Below are 18,873 nucleotides of genomic sequence, written 5' to 3'. Positions count from 1 at the left end.
AAGGATACAAAAATAAATGAGTAATATTCTAATCATTGAAGATGAAAAGAACTTAGCTCGCTTTGTCGAGTTGGAATTGAAACATGAAGGCTACAATGCAGAAGTCCACTACAATGGCCGTACTGGATTAGATGCAGCATTGAATAATGAATGGGATGCGATCTTGCTGGATTTGATGCTTCCTGAATTAAATGGGCTGGAAGTGTGCCGCCGTGTCCGTCAAGTAAAGAATACACCAATCATCATGATGACTGCGAGAGACTCAGTAATCGACCGTGTATCTGGTCTAGATCATGGAGCTGACGATTATATCGTCAAACCATTTGCTATCGAGGAGCTTTTAGCTCGTTTGCGTGCTTTGCTTCGCCGAATCGATATCGAAGGGGATAAAAACGTAGCAAAACAAACAACGATCACTTACCGCGACTTAACGATTGAAAAAGAAAACCGTGTCGTACGCAGAGGCAATGAAGTCATTGAATTGACAAAACGCGAATACGAATTGCTTTTGACTTTGATGGAAAATGTCAATGTGGTATTAGCCCGTGATGTTTTACTTAACAAAGTATGGGGATATGAGACAGAAGTAGAAACCAATGTCGTAGATGTTTATATCCGATACCTGCGTAACAAAATCGATGTACCCGGAGAAGAAAGCTATATTCAAACTGTCCGCGGTACAGGATATGTGATGCGCTCGTGATAAATAAAACCAATTCTAAAAAAAGAGAACTGAAAGGGCCCTCCTTGACTATCAAGTGGGCCTTTGCGAGTTCTTTCTTTATATTTGTAGTATTTACGATCTTCGCGGTAATTACGTATAAATCATCAATTAATTTGATTGTAGCGAAAGAAAGAAACAATGTCGAACGGACGATCTCAGAACTTACGTCTCGTTTGGCAAATTCAGAAGAAGAACTAACACCGGAAACAACCTACAAGTACCTAACGAACAATACAAAAGACACCAATAATATCGATGATAAAACGACCGTCATGGAAGGCGAATTGATGGAGTTGGATTCTTTTATCTCTGAGCTTGGACAGCCCTCATTGGATTTATACATTTATAATTTAGAAGAAGAGCTGATATTCAAGACGCAGGACAAAGATAAAGATTTGATCCAAACGGAAAGAAAAGTCCCGACTATCGTTAATCTGGAAGGCAAGACAGGGTTTCTGTCTATCCAGCCGATTTATTCAAAAGGAACCAGAGAAAAAATCGGGTACGCGCAAAGCTTTTATGAATTGTCTTCTTTTTATGATATTCGAAACCGGTTGCTTTTAACGCTGATCATTCTAGAAGTCGTTTCTTTGATATTAAGCAGTATTTTAGGATTCTTTTTATCTTCTTATTTCTTGAAACCATTGAAAGTACTAAGAGACACGATGGAAACGATCCGGAAAAATCCGCAATCCGATATCCATATGCCGGAAATAGACACAAATGATGAATTAGCAGATTTGGCAGAAATCTTTAATGAGATGTTGGACCGCATGCGTTTGTATATTGAACAGCAGGAACAATTTGTCGAAGATGTTTCTCATGAACTGCGGACACCTGTAGCAATCATTGAAGGACATTTAAGTTTATTGAACCGCTGGGGGAAAGATGATCCTGAAATCTTAGAAGAATCATTAAGTGCCAGCATGCAGGAAATCAGCCGAATGAAAAGCTTAGTGCAAGAAATGCTGGATTTGTCTAGAGCAGAACAAGTCGATATCCATTATGCTAATGAAACAGCGAAAGCAAAAGAAGTAACTTATCAAGTGTATAATAACTTCAAGATTTTATATCCTGATTATGTGATTACACTCGATGACGATTTAACCAAGGAATTGACCTTGCAGATATATCGCAATCACTTTGAGCAGTTGATCATCATTATTTTGGATAATGCAGTGAAATATTCTACTAATAGAAAAGAAGTCCACATTTCGATCTCCTCTACATTGAGTGAATTTGAGATAGCTATCCAAGACTTTGGTGAAGGAATCGCACCAGATGACCTGAAAAGAATCTTTAACCGCTTCTATCGAGTAGACAAAGCACGTGCGCGAACAAAAGGCGGAAACGGATTAGGGCTTTCTATTGCAAAACAACTAGTAGAAAATTATAAAGGCCGAATCGTCGCTGAAAGCGTCGTTGGACAAGGGACGATTTTCCGTATCTTCATACCAATTGCCAAAAAAGCAGAAAAATAGATAGACTAATTAGTTACAATAAAAATAGACCAGCAGACAAATAAGTCAGCTGGTCTATTTTTTGTTTTCCTTACAAAAATACAGCACGAACTATCCAAGAATAATAGGAGAGGAAAGGGAGAATTATTTGATAAAATAAAGAACAAAAATTTTAGAAAAAGTTTGAATGTTCGCATTTGAAAAAAAGGCTGAAAAAAATGGTTTTTTTTGTTGCAATTTATAATAGAGATTGCTATATTAATATTTGTTCCAAAACGAAAGAAACGAAATTTTAAACATTTTATTTAATTGAAATTTTTTAAAAATAGTAGTTGACGCTTCTGGAACTTCATGATAAAATAACGGAGTTGTTAAAGAAATCATTCATTGAAAAGCTTAGAAAAACAAGTTAAAAAACTTGTTGACAAACATTTCGAGAGATGATAATATAACAAAGTCGTTAAACAAACGAAGAAATAAAAATAAAAAAACTTGTTGACAACTTCTTAAGAAAATGTTAAGATTAAATAGTTGTCGGATGAGACAAAGTAGACCTTTGAAAACTGAACAAAGTAAGACGAACCAAATGTGTAGGGCGTTCTTGATTCGATCAAGAACAACAAACATTTTTAAAAGCAAGCAATATGCTAGCAAACAATTTTTGAGCTTAACAATCGCAAGATTGTTTCGAACTTTTTATGAGAGTTTGATCCTGGCTCAGGACGAACGCTGGCGGCGTGCCTAATACATGCAAGTCGTACGCTTTTTCTTTCACCGAAGCTTGCTTCACCGAAAGAAAAAGAGTGGCGAACGGGTGAGTAACACGTGGGTAACCTGCCCATCAGAAGGGGATAACACTTGGAAACAGGTGCTAATACCGTATAACAATCAGAAACGCATGTTTCCGATTTGAAAGGCGCTTTCGGGTGTCGCTGATGGATGGACCCGCGGTGCATTAGCTAGTTGGTGAGGTAACGGCTCACCAAGGCAACGATGCATAGCCGACCTGAGAGGGTGATCGGCCACACTGGGACTGAGACACGGCCCAGACTCCTACGGGAGGCAGCAGTAGGGAATCTTCGGCAATGGACGAAAGTCTGACCGAGCAACGCCGCGTGAGTGAAGAAGGTTTTCGGATCGTAAAACTCTGTTGTTAGAGAAGAACAAGGATGAGAGTAACTGTTCATCCCTTGACGGTATCTAACCAGAAAGCCACGGCTAACTACGTGCCAGCAGCCGCGGTAATACGTAGGTGGCAAGCGTTGTCCGGATTTATTGGGCGTAAAGCGAGCGCAGGCGGTTTCTTAAGTCTGATGTGAAAGCCCCCGGCTCAACCGGGGAGGGTCATTGGAAACTGGGAGACTTGAGTGCAGAAGAGGAGAGTGGAATTCCATGTGTAGCGGTGAAATGCGTAGATATATGGAGGAACACCAGTGGCGAAGGCGGCTCTCTGGTCTGTAACTGACGCTGAGGCTCGAAAGCGTGGGGAGCAAACAGGATTAGATACCCTGGTAGTCCACGCCGTAAACGATGAGTGCTAAGTGTTGGAGGGTTTCCGCCCTTCAGTGCTGCAGCTAACGCATTAAGCACTCCGCCTGGGGAGTACGACCGCAAGGTTGAAACTCAAAGGAATTGACGGGGGCCCGCACAAGCGGTGGAGCATGTGGTTTAATTCGAAGCAACGCGAAGAACCTTACCAGGTCTTGACATCCTTTGACCACTCTAGAGATAGAGCTTCCCCTTCGGGGGCAAAGTGACAGGTGGTGCATGGTTGTCGTCAGCTCGTGTCGTGAGATGTTGGGTTAAGTCCCGCAACGAGCGCAACCCTTATTGTTAGTTGCCATCATTCAGTTGGGCACTCTAGCAAGACTGCCGGTGACAAACCGGAGGAAGGTGGGGATGACGTCAAATCATCATGCCCCTTATGACCTGGGCTACACACGTGCTACAATGGGAAGTACAACGAGTTGCGAAGTCGCAAGGCTAAGCGAATCTCTTAAAGCTTCTCTCAGTTCGGATTGTAGGCTGCAACTCGCCTACATGAAGCCGGAATCGCTAGTAATCGCGGATCAGCACGCCGCGGTGAATACGTTCCCGGGCCTTGTACACACCGCCCGTCACACCACGAGAGTTTGTAACACCCGAAGTCGGTGAGGTAACCTTTTGGAGCCAGCCGCCTAAGGTGGGATAGATGATTGGGGTGAAGTCGTAACAAGGTAGCCGTATCGGAAGGTGCGGCTGGATCACCTCCTTTCTAAGGAATATTACGGAGACTACACATTCGTCGATACTTTGTTCAGTTTTGAGAGGTTTACTCTCAATTGAATCATCTGGGGCCTTAGCTCAGCTGGGAGAGCGCCTGCTTTGCACGCAGGAGGTCAGCGGTTCGATCCCGCTAGGCTCCATTAACAACGAAAGTTGTTATAGTTTGCTCATTGAAAACTGGATATTGAAGTAAAAATTGTAACAAAACCGAGAACACCGCGTTGAATGAGTTTTTTAATAAGTTCAATTGCTTATTTTCTTGATCCATCTTCTATCGCTAGAAGTAACGATCAAAACCCAACCGAAAGGTTGATTAAGGTTAAGTGAATAAGGGCGCACGGTGGATGCCTTGGCACTAGGAGCCGATGAAGGACGGGACTAACACCGATATGCTTTGGGGAGCTGTACGTAAGCTTTGATCCAGAGATTTCCGAATGGGGGAACCCAACATCTTTTATAGGATGTTACGTTTGCGTGAATACATAGCGCATTCGAGGTAGACGCAGAGAACTGAAACATCTAAGTACCTGCAGGAAGAGAAAGAAAATTCGATTCCCTGAGTAGCGGCGAGCGAAACGGGAAAAGCCCAAACCAGCAAGCTTGCTTGCTGGGGTTGTAGGACTCCGATATGGTAGTTTTTTCAGATAGTCGAATGACTTGGAAAAGTCAGTCAAAGAGGGTGAAAGCCCCGTAGACAAAATTTGGAAAGCACCTAGGAGGATCCTGAGTACGGCGGAACACGAGGAATTCCGTCGGAATCCGGGAGGACCATCTCCCAAGGCTAAATACTCCCTAGTGACCGATAGTGAACCAGTACCGTGAGGGAAAGGTGAAAAGCACCCCGGAAGGGGAGTGAAATAGAACCTGAAACCGTGTGCCTACAACAAGTCAAAGCCCGTTAATGGGTGATGGCGTGCCTTTTGTAGAATGAACCGGCGAGTTACGATTGCATGCGAGGTTAAGTTGAAGAGACGGAGCCGCAGCGAAAGCGAGTCTGAATAGGGCGATTGAGTATGTAGTCGTAGACCCGAAACCATGTGATCTACCCATGTCCAGGTTGAAGGTGCGGTAAAACGCACTGGAGGACCGAACCCACGTACGTTGAAAAGTGCGGGGATGAGGTGTGGGTAGCGGAGAAATTCCAAACGAACTTGGAGATAGCTGGTTCTCTCCGAAATAGCTTTAGGGCTAGCCTCGGAAGAAAGAATGATGGAGGTAGAGCACTGTTTGGACTAGGGGCCCATCTCGGGTTACCGAATTCAGATAAACTCCGAATGCCATTCATTTATATCCGGGAGTCAGACTGTGAGTGATAAGATCCATAGTCGAAAGGGAAACAGCCCAGACCACCAGCTAAGGTCCCAAAATATATGTTAAGTGGAAAAGGATGTGGGGTTGCACAGACAACTAGGATGTTGGCTTAGAAGCAGCCACCATTTAAAGAGTGCGTAATAGCTCACTAGTCGAGTGACCCTGCGCCGAAAATGTACCGGGGCTAAACATATTACCGAAGCTGTGGATGATACCTTTAGGTATCATGGTAGGAGAGCGTTCTAAGGGCGTTGAAGGCAGATCGTGAGGACTGCTGGAGCGCTTAGAAGTGAGAATGCCGGTATGAGTAGCGAAAGACAGGTGAGAATCCTGTCCACCGAATGACTAAGGTTTCCTGGGGAAGGCTCGTCCGCCCAGGGTTAGTCGGGACCTAAGCCGAGGCCGACAGGCGTAGGCGATGGACAACAGGTTGATATTCCTGTACCCGTTGTTTTTGTTTGAGCAATGGAGGGACGCAGGAGGCTAAGGAATGCAGACGATCGGAAATGTCTGTCCAAGCAGCAAGTCTTAAGAGGAGTCAAATGCTTCTTTTTCTAAGGACAAGCTGTGATGGGGAGGGAAATAATAGTACCGAAGTTCCTGATGTCACACTGCCGAGAAAAGCTTCTAGTGAGAAAACAACGGCCCGTACCGCAAACCGACACAGGTAGTCGAGGAGAGAATCCTAAGGTGAGCGAGAGAACTCTCGTTAAGGAACTCGGCAAAATGACCCCGTAACTTCGGGAGAAGGGGTGCTGATCTTCGATCAGCCGCAGTGAATAGGCCCAAGCGACTGTTTATCAAAAACACAGGTCTCTGCAAAATCGTAAGATGAAGTATAGGGGCTGACGCCTGCCCGGTGCTGGAAGGTTAAGAGGAGTGCTTAGCGTATGCGAAGGTACGAATTGAAGCCCCAGTAAACGGCGGCCGTAACTATAACGGTCCTAAGGTAGCGAAATTCCTTGTCGGGTAAGTTCCGACCCGCACGAAAGGCGTAACGATTTGGGCACTGTCTCAACGAGAGACTCGGTGAAATTTTAGTACCTGTGAAGATGCAGGTTACCCGCGACAGGACGGAAAGACCCCATGGAGCTTTACTGTAGTTTGATATTGAGTGTCTGTACCGCATGTACAGGATAGGTAGGAGCCGTAGAAATCGGAACGCTAGTTTCGATGGAGGCGCTGGTGGGATACTACCCTTGCGTTATGGCCACTCTAACCCGCACCACTGATCGTGGTGGGAGACAGTGTCAGATGGGCAGTTTGACTGGGGCGGTCGCCTCCTAAAAGGTAACGGAGGCGCCCAAAGGTTCCCTCAGAATGGTTGGAAATCATTCGAAGAGTGTAAAGGCAAAAGGGAGCTTGACTGCGAGACCAACAAGTCGAGCAGGGACGAAAGTCGGGCTTAGTGATCCGGTGGTTCCGCATGGAAGGGCCATCGCTCAACGGATAAAAGCTACCCTGGGGATAACAGGCTTATCTCCCCCAAGAGTCCACATCGACGGGGAGGTTTGGCACCTCGATGTCGGCTCGTCGCATCCTGGGGCTGTAGTCGGTCCCAAGGGTTGGGCTGTTCGCCCATTAAAGCGGCACGCGAGCTGGGTTCAGAACGTCGTGAGACAGTTCGGTCCCTATCCGTCGCGGGCGTTGGAAATTTGAGAGGAGCTGTCCTTAGTACGAGAGGACCGGGATGGACTTACCGCTGGTGTACCAGTTGTTCTGCCAAGGGCATTGCTGGGTAGCTATGTAGGGAAGGGATAAACGCTGAAAGCATCTAAGTGTGAAGCCCACCTCAAGATGAGATTTCCCATTTCTTTAAGAAAGTAAGATCCCTGAGAGATGATCAGGTAGATAGGTCAGGAGTGGAAGTACAGTGATGTATGGAGCGGACTGATACTAATCGATCGAGGACTTAACCAAAATGAAAAACTCGGTAAGAGTTTTTACTTCAAATCCAGTTTTGAGTGAGGGAATTCATTCATATAGACAACCACTAGTGTGGTGGCGATAGCAAGAAGGATACACCTGTAACCATGCCGAACACAGAAGTTAAGCTTCTTAGCGCCGATTGTAGTGAGGGGTTGCCCCTTGTGAGAGTAGGACGTCGCCATGCTGGTAACATTCCGGCATAGCTCAGTTGGTAGTAGCGCATGACTGTTAATCATGATGTCGTAGGTTCGAGTCCTACTGCCGGAGTTCTCATATAAAAGTGAGAAAAGAGTAATGAGCTTCTTTTTCTCTGGAGAGTTGTCCGAGAGGCCGAAGGAGCATGATTGGAAATCATGTAGATGGTTAACACTGTCTCAAGGGTTCGAATCCCTTACTCTCCGTAACAACTTAACTGGCCCGTTGGTCAAGCGGTTAAGACACCGCCCTTTCACGGCGGTAACACGGGTTCGAATCCCGTACGGGTCATTAATTGAATAAAACTGGAGGTTTAGCTCAGCTGGGAGAGCATCTGCCTTACAAGCAGAGGGTCAGCGGTTCGATCCCGTTAACCTCCATAATGATTTGGTTCCGTGGTGTAGGGGTTAACATGCCTGCCTGTCACGCAGGAGATCGCGGGTTCGATTCCCGTCGGAACCGTCATTTATATTCAATTATGATAATATAATATTTCTATATTGGCGCGGTAGCTCAGTTGGTAGAGCAACGGATTGAAGCTCCGTGTGTCGGCAGTTCGATTCTGTCCCGCGCCACCATGGAGGAGTAGCGAAGTGGCTAAACGCGACGGACTGTAAATCCGTTCCTTAGGGTTCAGTGGTTCGAATCCACTCTCCTCCATTTAATAGGGGCATAGTTTAAAGGTAGAACAGCGGTCTCCAAAACCGTTAGTGTGGGTTCAATTCCTGCTGCCCCTGCCATGGCGACCGTGGCGAAGTGGTTAACGCACCGGATTGTGGCTCCGGCACTCGTGGGTTCGATTCCCATCGGTCGCCCTTTAGTTTTTATTGGGGTATAGCCAAGCGGTAAGGCAAGGGACTTTGACTCCCTCATGCGTTGGTTCGAATCCAGCTACCCCAGTTTCTATAATTTTATAGAATGTTTTAAATAGTGGCGGTATAGCCAAGTGGTAAGGCAGAGGTCTGCAAAACCTTCATCACCGGTTCAAATCCGGTTACCGCCTTAGTACTAATATAACCTTAACATGCCGGCGTGGCGGAATTGGCAGACGCGCTGGACTCAAAATCCAGTGCCCGTTGAGGGCGTGCCGGTTCGACCCCGGCCGCCGGTATTAAATAAGATGAATTCATCTTATTTTTTTATTGAGTATGATTAGGTTGATTAGTATTATGGCGACCGTGGCGAAGTGGTTAACGCACCGGATTGTGGCTCCGGCACTCGTGGGTTCGATTCCCATCGGTCGCCCTTCAGTTTTTATTATTGGGGTATAGCCAAGCGGTAAGGCAAGGGACTTTGACTCCCTCATGCGTTGGTTCGAATCCAGCTACCCCAGTTTCCAAATAATTTTTATGCCGGCGTGGCGGAATTGGCAGACGCGCTGGACTCAAAATCCAGTGCCCGTTAAGGGCGTGCCGGTTCGACCCCGGCCGCCGGTATCATATTATTGAAGTATCAATCTTAACAGATTGATACTTTTTTAGTTTTATGTATATTTCAAGGAAAGTATTTGTTTCCTTACTGAATGGTCAAATACCGTAATAAAGAGCTGAAAAAAGCAGCAAACAAAACGACAAAAAATACAGCGGATCTCAAATCAGCCGTATTTTTTGTCTCTTTTTTTATTTGCTATATAGTTTCGTTCGTATATGGTAAAATAAGAAAGTATTCTGAATAAAGGAGATGTCTATATTTGACAGAAGAATCTGTTTCTTTAGAAATTAGATTAACAGCTGCTGACGATATCAGCATGCTTTTAGGAACACATGATAAACATATCAAATTGATCGAGGAAACAACAGAAACAACGATCAACACACGCGGCGAAATGATCCAGATCTTAGGAGAAAAGGACCAGGCAGCTTTAGCAGATAAAGTGATCCGTGCACTGCAAGAATTGATTAAACGAGGTATCCATATCCACACGCCGGATATCGTTACTGCATTGAAAATGGCACAAAAAGGGACACTAAGTTCATTTATCGAAATGTATGAAGAAGAAATCGTGAAAGACAAAAAAGGCACACCTATCCGCGTAAAAAACAGCGGACAAAAGAAATACGTCGAAGCGGTCAAAACGCATGATGTCGTCTTCGGTATAGGACCAGCAGGAACAGGGAAAACGTTCTTAGCGGTAGTCCTTGCTGTTTCTGCATTGAAAAAAGGGGAAGTCCAAAAAATCATTTTGACTCGTCCAGCGGTTGAAGCTGGCGAAAACTTAGGATTTTTGCCGGGAGACCTTAAAGAAAAAGTCGATCCTTATCTTCGACCTGTCTATGATGCGTTGTATCAAATCTTTGGTTTAGAACATACGAATCGCTTGATGGAAAGAGGCGTTATCGAGATTGCACCTCTTGCCTATATGCGCGGCCGGACATTAGATGACGCATTTGTTATTTTAGATGAAGCACAAAATACAACGATTGCACAGATGAAGATGTTTTTGACACGTTTAGGCTATCAATCCAAGATGATCGTTAATGGAGATACGAGTCAAATCGACCTGCCTCGAGGAACAACTAGCGGGTTGGTACATGCAGAACGAACATTGAAATCAATCAAAAAAATCGATTTTGTCAACTTTGAAGCAAGTGATGTGGTACGACATCCCGTAGTGGCTCAAATCATTGAGGCGTACGAGAAAGCGGATCTGCACAAAGAATAGGCTTTGCTTAGGAGGATAATTCATGTTAAACAAAACCCTGCAGCAACTGCAAGAAAAACTCGGAAAAGCATCTCTGCCTGTTTTACTGCTTTTGTTTTTTATTGTAGTCTGCGGCGTTACTTTTAGCAGCGTCAAACAAAAGACGAACGACTTTAGAGAAGGACAAGTAGCAGAAGAAAGTATTCGGGCAAATAAAACAGTCGAGAATTCTGAAGCCACTGAACAAAAACGAAAATTGGCAGCAGAAGCAATTACACCAGAGTATACGTATCAAGAATCTATGGTGGATACGCAAAACAGCCGGATCAATCAGCTGTTTGATCTAATCGATAAGACCAATAAAAAAATCAATGATGAGTATGAAAAAAAGGTGGAACAGGCAAATGATGATGAGAATGTTCCAAATCCGACGACCGATGAACGAGTTGCTGCCCTGAAAAGAAGTTTTGAATCCGTCAGTGCAGAAGATATCAGTTTTTATCAAAAACTCCCAAATCAATTTTATTCATCGATTTTTGGTTTAAATTCGGATGAACTGGAAACGGTTCGCAACGAAAGTATTAAATTGATCGATGAACAAATGAACAAGCAAGTACGTGACAGCGATTTGGAGACTTTTAAACAAGAAGCCGAAGACAAGCTGCAGTATTTGAATGTCTCTGCAGAACAGCAGCGCGTGATTCGTTATTTGATTGATCAGGGAATCGTAGTCAATGATTTCTTGAACGAGAAAAAGACAGAAGCGTTAAGAGAAACAGCTCGCCAATCAGTTCAGCCTGTGATGATTTATCAAGGGGAGATCATTGTCCGCGAAGGAAACCAAATCGATGCTTCAGCAATCGAAAAGTTAGAATTACTGGGATTGACCGATCAAAATACTTCAATCTTCCCGCTTGTAGCAATGGTTTTAGCTGTTCTTTTACAAATAGCGGTGCTGGTGTTTAATTCTATGCAATTCCAAAGTGTTGGAAAACGAACGGAATATGTTTTGTTTTATGTAGTTGCAATGTCTATCAGTGTTATTTTGATGAAATTTTTACAACTATTCCAAACAGAACAAGCAACGTATATCCCATTGTTCTATCCAGCTGCATTTATGCCGCTTGTCTTGAATTTCTTCTTGAATCGGCGGGCAGGGATCATGGCAGCTTTGTTCCAAGTGATTTCTGCGTTATTCATTTTTTACGGATCGATCGGAACAAACTTTTTGACCGTTATTTTGATCACCTATCTTTTCTCTGGCCTTTTAGCAACGATCGTAAGACGTCAACGGATCTCTGAACAAGGATTTCCTGCTATTATGTGGGTGGTTGTTTTTCCGTTAGCAATGGATCTTATTTTAGTTGTTTATCAAGGCATGAGTTTCCGAGATGGAACGACTTGGATGACCTTAGTCAGCGGATTTGCCGGCGCATTGCTGTCTTTCTTATTGACGATTGGTTTGCATCCTTATATCGAATTGCTGGTAAATGACGATAGTGTGATTGTTTTGAATGAGTTAAGTAACCCGAACCATCCATTATTGAAAAAATTATTGGAAGAAGCACCAGGAACGTATCATCATAGTATGATGGTGGCAAATCTTAGTGCAAATGCAGTAGCAGAAATCGGAGGCCGGTCGCTTTTGACCCGTGTTGCCTGCTACTATCATGATATCGGCAAAATCAAACATGCAAGTTTCTTTGTGGAAAATCTGCCATCAGGAGCAGAAAACCCTCATAATTTCCTTTTGCCAGAAGACAGTAAACAAATCATTTTCGGGCACGTCACAGATGGTGCAAAAATCTTAGAAGAATACAAAATGCCGAAAATGGTCATCGATATCTGCCGTCAGCACCACGGAACGACATTGATGCGTTATTTCTATGTAAAAGCAAAAGAAAGAAATCCAGAAGTAACCGAACAGCAATTCCGCTACCCTGGACCAAAACCTCAGACAAGAGAAGCAGGGATCGTCAACATCGCCGACAGCTGTGAAGCAGCCGTTCGAGCAATGGACCACCCAACGAGCGAAAAAATCGAGACATTCGTGCATAATCTGATTGAAGAACGTATCTCTGATGGTCAATTAGATGACAGCGGATTGACATTGAAAGAAATCCGAAAAGTGGAGAAATCATTGATCAGCGGACTGAGCAGTACGTTCCATTCAAGGATCAAATATCCGAAGATGAAATCAGAAGCAGAGAAAATGAAAGAAGAACAAGAAGGAAGCGAAATATAATGGATATCACATTTATGGACGAAACAAATCAAGTTTCGGAAACAAAAATAAAAGAAATCGATGATCTGCTGCAATTTGCAGCAGACCATTTAAACTTGCCAGAAGAGACAGAAATGTCCGTCACATTCATGGACAATGCAGCGATCCAAGTAATCAACCGTGATTACCGTGGAAAAGATGCACCGACAGATGTCATCAGTTTTGCTTTGGAAGAAGAAGGGGAAGACGAGATTCCAGTAATCTTTGAAGATGATGAAAATCCAATGCCTAGAGTATTAGGCGATATCATGATCTCAATCGACCGCGCGAAGGAACAAGCCGAAGAATATGGACACAGCTATGATCGGGAATTAGGCTTCTTAGCGGTTCATGGTTTCTTACACATCAATGGGTATGACCATATGACACCAGAAGATGAAAAAGAGATGTTCGGATTGCAGAAAGAGATACTGGATGCGTATGGACTTAAAAGATAACAATACAGGGAAAAATAAACACTTTATTACTTCAGTCGAATTTGCTGTCCAAGGAATAAAAACGGTATTTGAAGAGGAACGGAATATGCGCAAACATGTTTGTTTCGGCGCAGCAGCTTTGATTTTGGGTGCAGCTTTCGGGCTGTCCCAAGTCGAGTGGCTGTGGCTTCTGCTTTCTATTTTTTTAGTATTGCTGGCAGAAGTAGTGAATACGATTTTTGAAAATGTCGTTGATATGTTTACTGATTTCCATTTTCATCCAATCGGTAAAAAAGTCAAAGACATGGCAGCAGGCGGCGTTTTGCTTACTGCATGTTTTACTGTTATCGTGGGGCTGATCATTTTTGTCCCAAAAATCTATCAATTGCTGTTTAACTAAAAGGAGAATCTTTATGCCAGAACATAAATCAGGCTTTGTGGCGATCGTAGGACGTCCAAATGTCGGAAAATCAACTTTGCTGAACCGGATCGTCGGACAAAAGATCGCGATCATGAGTGATAAAGCACAAACAACAAGAAACAAGATCCAAGGTGTGTATACGGAAAAAGACGCACAGCTGATCTTCATCGATACACCAGGAATCCATAAACCAAAACACCGACTAGGCGACTTTATGGTAGAAACTGCTTATAGCGCATTGAGAGAAGTAGATGCTGTCTTGTTCATGATCAGTGCCGACCAAAAACGCGGGCGCGGTGATGACTTTATTATCGAACGATTGAAAAACGTTGATTCGCCTGTGTATTTGGTCATCAATAAAATCGACAAAGTCCATCCTGACGATCTTTTAGGAATCATTGAAGATTATTCTTCTCAAATGGATTTTGCACAAGTCGTTCCTATTTCAGCAACAGAAGGAAACAATGTCGAACGTTTGATGTCGACTTTGATTGACGAAATGCCAGAAGGTCCGCAATATTTCCCAGATGATCAAGTGACCGATCACCCTGAATATTTTATCGTTTCAGAACTGATCCGCGAAAAAGTGCTTTTCTTGACCAGAGATGAAGTACCGCACTCAGTAGCTGTCGTTGTTGATTCAATGAAAAGAAACGAAAATAACAAAGTTCAGATCGAAGCAACGATCATTGTTGAAAGAGATAGTCAAAAAGGGATCATCATCGGTAAAGGCGGCAAGATGCTGAAACAAATCGGCACGAAAGCTCGTTTGGATATCGAACATCTTTTAGGCGACAAAGTCTTTCTTGAGCTATGGGTAAAAGTCCAAAAAGATTGGCGTGACAAACGTACGTATCTTCAAGATTACGGTTATCGAAAAGACGAATATTAAAACAGGATAGACCGTAAAGCCGCAGCAGATATCGTACGTAAAAAAGTGATTTATTGTTTGAAGTTTATAGAGATCATGGCTTAGATACCATTTTAATCAGTAAAACGTCCAAGATAGGTGATCGTTTCTTACTGGAGGTACGTCTTCCGTGGTCTCTTTTTTGTGATAAAGGAGGGATAGAATGAGTCAGCTAACGGAGTCAAAAGGGCTGATTTTATCAAGCCGAAATTATAAAGAAAAAGACAAGCTTGTCAAAATATTTACCGAATCAGCTGGAAAAATGATGTTTTATGTCAAAGGTATCCATCGAAGAAACCAGCCTTTAGTGCCGGCATTGCTGCCATTTACCGAAGCCGTTTATATCGGTACGTTTAATGAAGAGGGTCTTTCTTTTTTGACAAGTGCCAAAGATATCCAGCCTTTTAGAAAAATCCAAGAAGATATTTTTTTAAGCGGCTATGGAACATATTTGCTCAACTTGACAGATGCTGCGATTGAAGACCGTCAATATGATCCCAACCTGTTTTCTTTTCTTGAACAAGCATTGGTTCGAATGGAAGAAGGCTATGATGCAGAGATCATCACGAATATTTTTGAGATCCAATTGATGCGTCGTTTTGGTAGTGCACCGATTTGGACGCATTGTGTCGTTTGCGGAAAAACAGAAGGAAAATTTGATTTTTCTTCAAAATATAATGGTGTTATCTGCGAAAACCACTGGCAGCTTGATCCGCATCGTTATCACGCATCGCCACGGGCTGTCCATTTTGCACGAATGTTTTCGGCAATCGCATATGATAAGATATCCGGCATTCATTTGAAAGAAGAGACCAAGCAAGAAATCCGCCAGCTGATCGATCAGCTATATGAAGAATTCGTGGGTATCCATCTGAAAAGCAAGAAATTTATTGATCAAATGAAAAGTTGGGAACATGTGCTGAAAGAAGAAAAACCAGAAGAATAGCCGGTAAAAGAAAAATACTATTTGACAAAACATAGGCAGACCGACTATTATTAGGCATAGATAAATAGTATGTTGACCAAGTTCAGTAGAAAATACGCAGTTTTAGCGAGTCCGGGGCGGTGTGAGCCGGATACCAGCGGTTTTTGAAGCGGCGCTTGCGAGTACAGTATGAAAAAGCTGCCGGAGATTCTCCGGAAGTAGGGTGGAACCGCGAAATTATTCGTCCCTATGTCTGTTCAAACAGGCATAGGGATTTTTTTGTTTTCTGAAAAGATTTTGCGGACTGCCAAACATAAAGCTTTAGAAACGAAAGGGGCAGAAAAAATGAGTAAAAAGTTAACTGTTCAAGAAATGATCCTGACTTTACAAAAATTTTGGTCATCGAACGGCTGTATGCTGATGCAAGCATACGATACAGAGAAAGGTGCCGGAACAATGAGTCCATACACATTTTTACGTGCAATTGGACCAGAACCATGGAATGCAGCATATGTTGAACCTTCTCGCCGACCAGCAGACGGACGTTACGGAGAAAATCCAAACCGTTTATACCAACATCATCAATTCCAAGTAGTTATGAAACCTTCTCCAGAAAATATCCAAGAACTTTACTTAGAAAGCTTACGTCTTCTAGGTATCGACCCTCTTGAACATGACATCCGTTTTGTAGAAGATAACTGGGAAAATCCATCTATGGGCTGTGCCGGTGTCGGCTGGGAAGTTTGGCTAGACGGAATGGAGATCACTCAGTTCACGTATTTCCAACAAGTAGGCGGATTGCAATGCAAACCTGTTACTTCAGAAATCACTTACGGTCTAGAACGTTTGGCTTCTTATATCCAAGAAGTGGAAAGTGTCTATGATTTAGAATGGTCTGCAGGCGTAAAATACGGCGAGATTTTCAAACAACCAGAATTTGAACACTCAAAATATTCTTTTGAAGTCAGTGACCAAGAAATGTTGTTGACAAACTTTGACCGTTTTGAAAAAGAAGCAAAACGTTGTATCGACGAAAACCTTGTCCATCCAGCGTATGATTATATCTTGAAATGCAGCCATACATTCAACTTATTAGATGCTCGAGGCGCTGTTTCAGTAACAGAACGTGCGGGGTATCTTTCACGAATCCGTAACATGGCTCGCGCTGTGGCGAAAATCTTTGTTGCAGAACGTGAAAAATTAGGCTATCCATTGTTGAACCACAATACTGCAAACCCCGAAACTGTAAAGGAGGCAGAATAAGATGGCAAAAGACTTGCTTTTAGAAATCGGCTTAGAAGAAATGCCTGCACATGTCGTTACACCAAGCATGAAGCAGTTAGAAGAAAAAACAGCGAAATTTTTAGATGAAAATCAATTGACTTATGATTCGATCGAAACGTTCTCAACACCAAGACGTCTAGCAATCAAAGTCACAAATATCCCTGAAAAACAAGAAGACAGCCAAGAAGAAGTCAAAGGTCCAGCGAAAAAAATCGCGCAGGATGCAGACGGAAACTGGACAAAAGCAGCAGAAGGATTTGTCCGCGGACAAGGTTTGACGACTGATGCAATCACATTTAAAGAATTGAATGGCACGGAATATGTTTATGTAACGAAATATGTTCACGGCATCGAGGCAAAAACCGTTCTAACTGGTTTAGCTGAGGTAGTCAAAAGCTTGACATTCCCAGTACGTATGCATTGGGCAAATTATGACTTTGAGTATATTCGTCCGATTCACTGGCTGGTTGCTTTATTGGATGATGAAGTGATTCCATTCGAGATCCTGGATATCAAAACAGACCGTGTGTCCCGCGGCCATCGTTTCTTAGGCGAAGATATTACTTTTGCCCATGCCAATGAATACGAAGAAAAATTAGCTGAACAGTTCGTGATCGCGTCTCCTCAAAAACGAGAAAAAGAAATCGTCGAACAAGCAGAAGCATTAGCAGCTAAAAACAACTGGGTCATCGACCTTGATCCTGAATTGCTGGAAGAAGTAAACAACCTAGTTGAATACCCAACTGTTTTTGCGGGCGATTTTGAAGAAAAATACTTGTCTGTTCCAGAAGAAGTGCTAGTTACTTCAATGAAAGAACATCAACGTTATTTCGAAGTACGCAATGCAAAAGGTATGCTGCTTCCGCACTTTATTTCTGCACGTAATGGCGATCGAGTGAAAATCGAAAATGTCATTCGCGGAAATCAGAAAGTATTGACAGCTCGTTTGGAAGATGCAGAATTCTTTTACAATGAGGACAAGAAAAATTCAATCGACATGTATGTAGAAAAATTAAAATCTGTGACGTTCCATGAAAAAATCGGCAGCATCTATGAAAAAATGCAGCGTGTCCAAGCGGCAGCTCGTGTTATCGGTGAAACAGTTGGTTTATCTGAAGCGGAACTTGCAGATTTGCAACGTGCTGCGGAAATCTATAAATTTGACCTAGTGACGAATATGGTCGGTGAATTCCCAGAACTTCAAGGGATCATGGGAGAGAAATATGCATTGCTGCAAGGAGAAAAACCAGAAGTAGCGGCAGCTGTCAGAGAACACTATCTTCCAACTTCAAGTGAAGGTGAATTGCCGGAAACAGCCATCGGAGCCGTTCTAGCCATTGCTGATAAACTTGACAGTGTCTTTTCTTTCTTTGCTGTTGGAATGGTTCCAAACGGCTCTAATGACCCTTATGCACTTCGTCGTCAAGCATACGGTGTGGTAAGAATCATTGAAGCAAAAAATTGGGTATTCCCATTAGTAAAATTGCAAGAAGCTATCAGCGAAGCAGTGAATGCTGATCCGCAACGTTTTGGTATCCAGTTATCTGAAGGTCAGCAAGAAGTTATTGAATTTATCAAAGGCCGTTTGCGTCAATTGCTTTCAACAAAACAAATCCGTCATGATGTGATCGATGCTGTTTTAGCTGCTGAACAAAAAGACTTAGCGAAAATATTTGGGGCAGCACAATTGTTCAAACAACATTTGGAAGACCAAGAGTTCAAACCATCCATGGAAGCATTGACTCGTGTCGTAAATCTAGCGAAAAAAGCAGAAGAAACATCTGCAGCTGTTGATCCTGCTTTATTTGAAAACGAAGCAGAAAAAGCTTTGTATGAAGCAGTGAACGAACTAGAAGCAGACTTTGCGGAACAAACGCCAGAAGAGACCTACGAACGTTTGACAGGCTTACGCCCATTGATCGAAGAATATTTTGATCAAACAATGGTTATGGCAGAAGATGAAAACGTACGGATGAATCGTTTGACACAACTAAGAAAAATCGCCGAAATGGCTCTTTCATTAGCGAGCTTGGATCTGTTAGTGACAAAATAAGCACAGAAAAAGGCTGGGACAAAATGTCCCAGCCTTTTTTATTTCAATGAGTATT

The 18,873-nt window shown here is 43.1% G+C and carries 10 protein-coding genes, 16 tRNA genes and 3 rRNA genes; all 29 read left to right on the top strand.

What is annotated here, in order from left to right; translation table 11 throughout:
• Positions 1–16 precede the first annotated feature (16 nt).
• Complete coding sequence (locus IGI64_RS08095; protein ID WP_002290973.1) at positions 17–703, top strand: response regulator transcription factor; 687 nt, start codon at positions 17–19, stop codon at positions 701–703.
• Positions 700–2,205 (top strand): HAMP domain-containing sensor histidine kinase, encoded by a 1,506-nt coding sequence (locus tag IGI64_RS08090; protein WP_016623592.1) that lies wholly within the window; start codon positions 700–702, stop codon positions 2,203–2,205. The genes IGI64_RS08095 and IGI64_RS08090 overlap by 4 nt, the downstream gene beginning before the upstream one ends.
• Before the next feature lie 673 nt (positions 2,206–2,878).
• Positions 2,879–4,438, top strand: a 16S ribosomal RNA gene (locus IGI64_RS08085).
• Positions 4,439–4,516: 78 nt separating this feature from the next.
• Positions 4,517–4,589: transfer RNA gene (locus tag IGI64_RS08080), tRNA-Ala, on the top strand.
• A 177-nt stretch (positions 4,590–4,766) separates the two neighbouring features.
• A 23S ribosomal RNA gene (locus IGI64_RS08075) occupies positions 4,767–7,680 on the top strand.
• Between the two features lie 77 nt (positions 7,681–7,757).
• Positions 7,758–7,873, top strand: a 5S ribosomal RNA gene (gene rrf / locus IGI64_RS08070).
• The 16S, 23S and 5S rRNA genes sit together here with 16 tRNA genes alongside, the layout of an rRNA operon.
• Positions 7,874–7,882: 9 nt before the next feature.
• A tRNA-Asn gene (locus tag IGI64_RS08065) sits at positions 7,883–7,956 on the top strand.
• Between the two features lie 45 nt (positions 7,957–8,001).
• A tRNA-Ser gene (locus IGI64_RS08060) sits at positions 8,002–8,090 on the top strand.
• A 13-nt stretch (positions 8,091–8,103) separates the two neighbouring features.
• Positions 8,104–8,175: transfer RNA gene (locus tag IGI64_RS08055), tRNA-Glu, on the top strand.
• 16 nt (positions 8,176–8,191) lie between these two features.
• Positions 8,192–8,264 (top strand) — tRNA-Val (locus IGI64_RS08050).
• Between the two features lie 9 nt (positions 8,265–8,273).
• Positions 8,274–8,346, top strand: a tRNA-Asp gene (locus IGI64_RS08045).
• A gap of 40 nt (positions 8,347–8,386) precedes the next feature.
• Positions 8,387–8,462, top strand: a tRNA-Phe gene (locus IGI64_RS08040).
• Between the two features lies 1 nt (position 8,463).
• A tRNA-Tyr gene (locus tag IGI64_RS08035) sits at positions 8,464–8,544 on the top strand.
• 6 nt (positions 8,545–8,550) lie between these two features.
• A tRNA-Trp gene (locus IGI64_RS08030) sits at positions 8,551–8,624 on the top strand.
• A 2-nt stretch (positions 8,625–8,626) separates the two neighbouring features.
• Positions 8,627–8,699, top strand: a tRNA-His gene (locus tag IGI64_RS08025).
• A 13-nt stretch (positions 8,700–8,712) separates the two neighbouring features.
• Positions 8,713–8,784: transfer RNA gene (locus IGI64_RS08020), tRNA-Gln, on the top strand.
• A 32-nt stretch (positions 8,785–8,816) separates the two neighbouring features.
• Positions 8,817–8,887: transfer RNA gene (locus tag IGI64_RS08015), tRNA-Cys, on the top strand.
• 23 nt (positions 8,888–8,910) lie between these two features.
• Positions 8,911–8,995: transfer RNA gene (locus tag IGI64_RS08010), tRNA-Leu, on the top strand.
• Positions 8,996–9,056: 61 nt separating this feature from the next.
• Positions 9,057–9,129: transfer RNA gene (locus IGI64_RS08005), tRNA-His, on the top strand.
• A 16-nt stretch (positions 9,130–9,145) separates the two neighbouring features.
• Positions 9,146–9,217, top strand: a tRNA-Gln gene (locus tag IGI64_RS08000).
• Between the two features lie 18 nt (positions 9,218–9,235).
• Positions 9,236–9,320: transfer RNA gene (locus tag IGI64_RS07995), tRNA-Leu, on the top strand.
• A gap of 254 nt (positions 9,321–9,574) precedes the next feature.
• A complete protein-coding gene (locus tag IGI64_RS07990) occupies positions 9,575–10,546 on the top strand; it encodes a PhoH family protein (protein WP_016625716.1) in 972 nt (323 codons plus the stop codon).
• Positions 10,547–10,568: 22 nt separating this feature from the next.
• Entirely contained in the window at positions 10,569–12,770 is a 2,202-nt protein-coding gene (locus IGI64_RS07985; RefSeq protein ID WP_016625715.1) for an HD family phosphohydrolase, read from the top strand.
• Positions 12,770–13,246, top strand: coding sequence for an rRNA maturation RNase YbeY (gene ybeY / locus IGI64_RS07980; RefSeq protein ID WP_016625714.1), 477 nt, complete (start codon positions 12,770–12,772; stop codon positions 13,244–13,246). The genes IGI64_RS07985 and ybeY overlap by 1 nt, the downstream gene beginning before the upstream one ends.
• Entirely contained in the window at positions 13,230–13,625 is a 396-nt protein-coding gene (locus IGI64_RS07975; protein WP_016625713.1) for a diacylglycerol kinase family protein, read from the top strand. The genes ybeY and IGI64_RS07975 overlap by 17 nt, the downstream gene beginning before the upstream one ends.
• Positions 13,626–13,638: 13 nt before the next feature.
• Positions 13,639–14,538 carry a GTPase Era gene (gene era, locus IGI64_RS07970; protein ID WP_429940139.1) on the top strand — a complete coding sequence of 300 codons (900 nt, stop codon included), beginning with the start codon at positions 13,639–13,641 and terminating at the stop codon, positions 14,536–14,538.
• Between the two features lie 181 nt (positions 14,539–14,719).
• Complete coding sequence (gene recO, locus IGI64_RS07965; protein ID WP_016625711.1) at positions 14,720–15,502, top strand: DNA repair protein RecO; 783 nt, start codon at positions 14,720–14,722, stop codon at positions 15,500–15,502.
• Between the two features lie 324 nt (positions 15,503–15,826).
• Positions 15,827–16,744 (top strand): glycine--tRNA ligase subunit alpha, encoded by a 918-nt coding sequence (gene glyQ, locus IGI64_RS07960; protein WP_034863392.1) that lies wholly within the window; start codon positions 15,827–15,829, stop codon positions 16,742–16,744.
• A gap of 1 nt (position 16,745) precedes the next feature.
• Positions 16,746–18,818: a glycine--tRNA ligase subunit beta gene (gene glyS / locus IGI64_RS07955; protein ID WP_429940138.1), complete on the top strand. Its 2,073-nt coding sequence runs from the start codon at positions 16,746–16,748 to the stop codon at positions 18,816–18,818.
• Positions 18,819–18,873: the final 55 nt, after the last annotated feature.

Source organism: Enterococcus sp. DIV0210g (assembly GCF_050559705.1).
GTDB lineage: Bacteria > Bacillota > Bacilli > Lactobacillales > Enterococcaceae > Enterococcus_B > Enterococcus_B faecalis_A.
The sequence above is the reverse complement of the archived record's forward strand: the minus strand, read 5'-3'. Positions and strand labels throughout refer to the sequence as shown.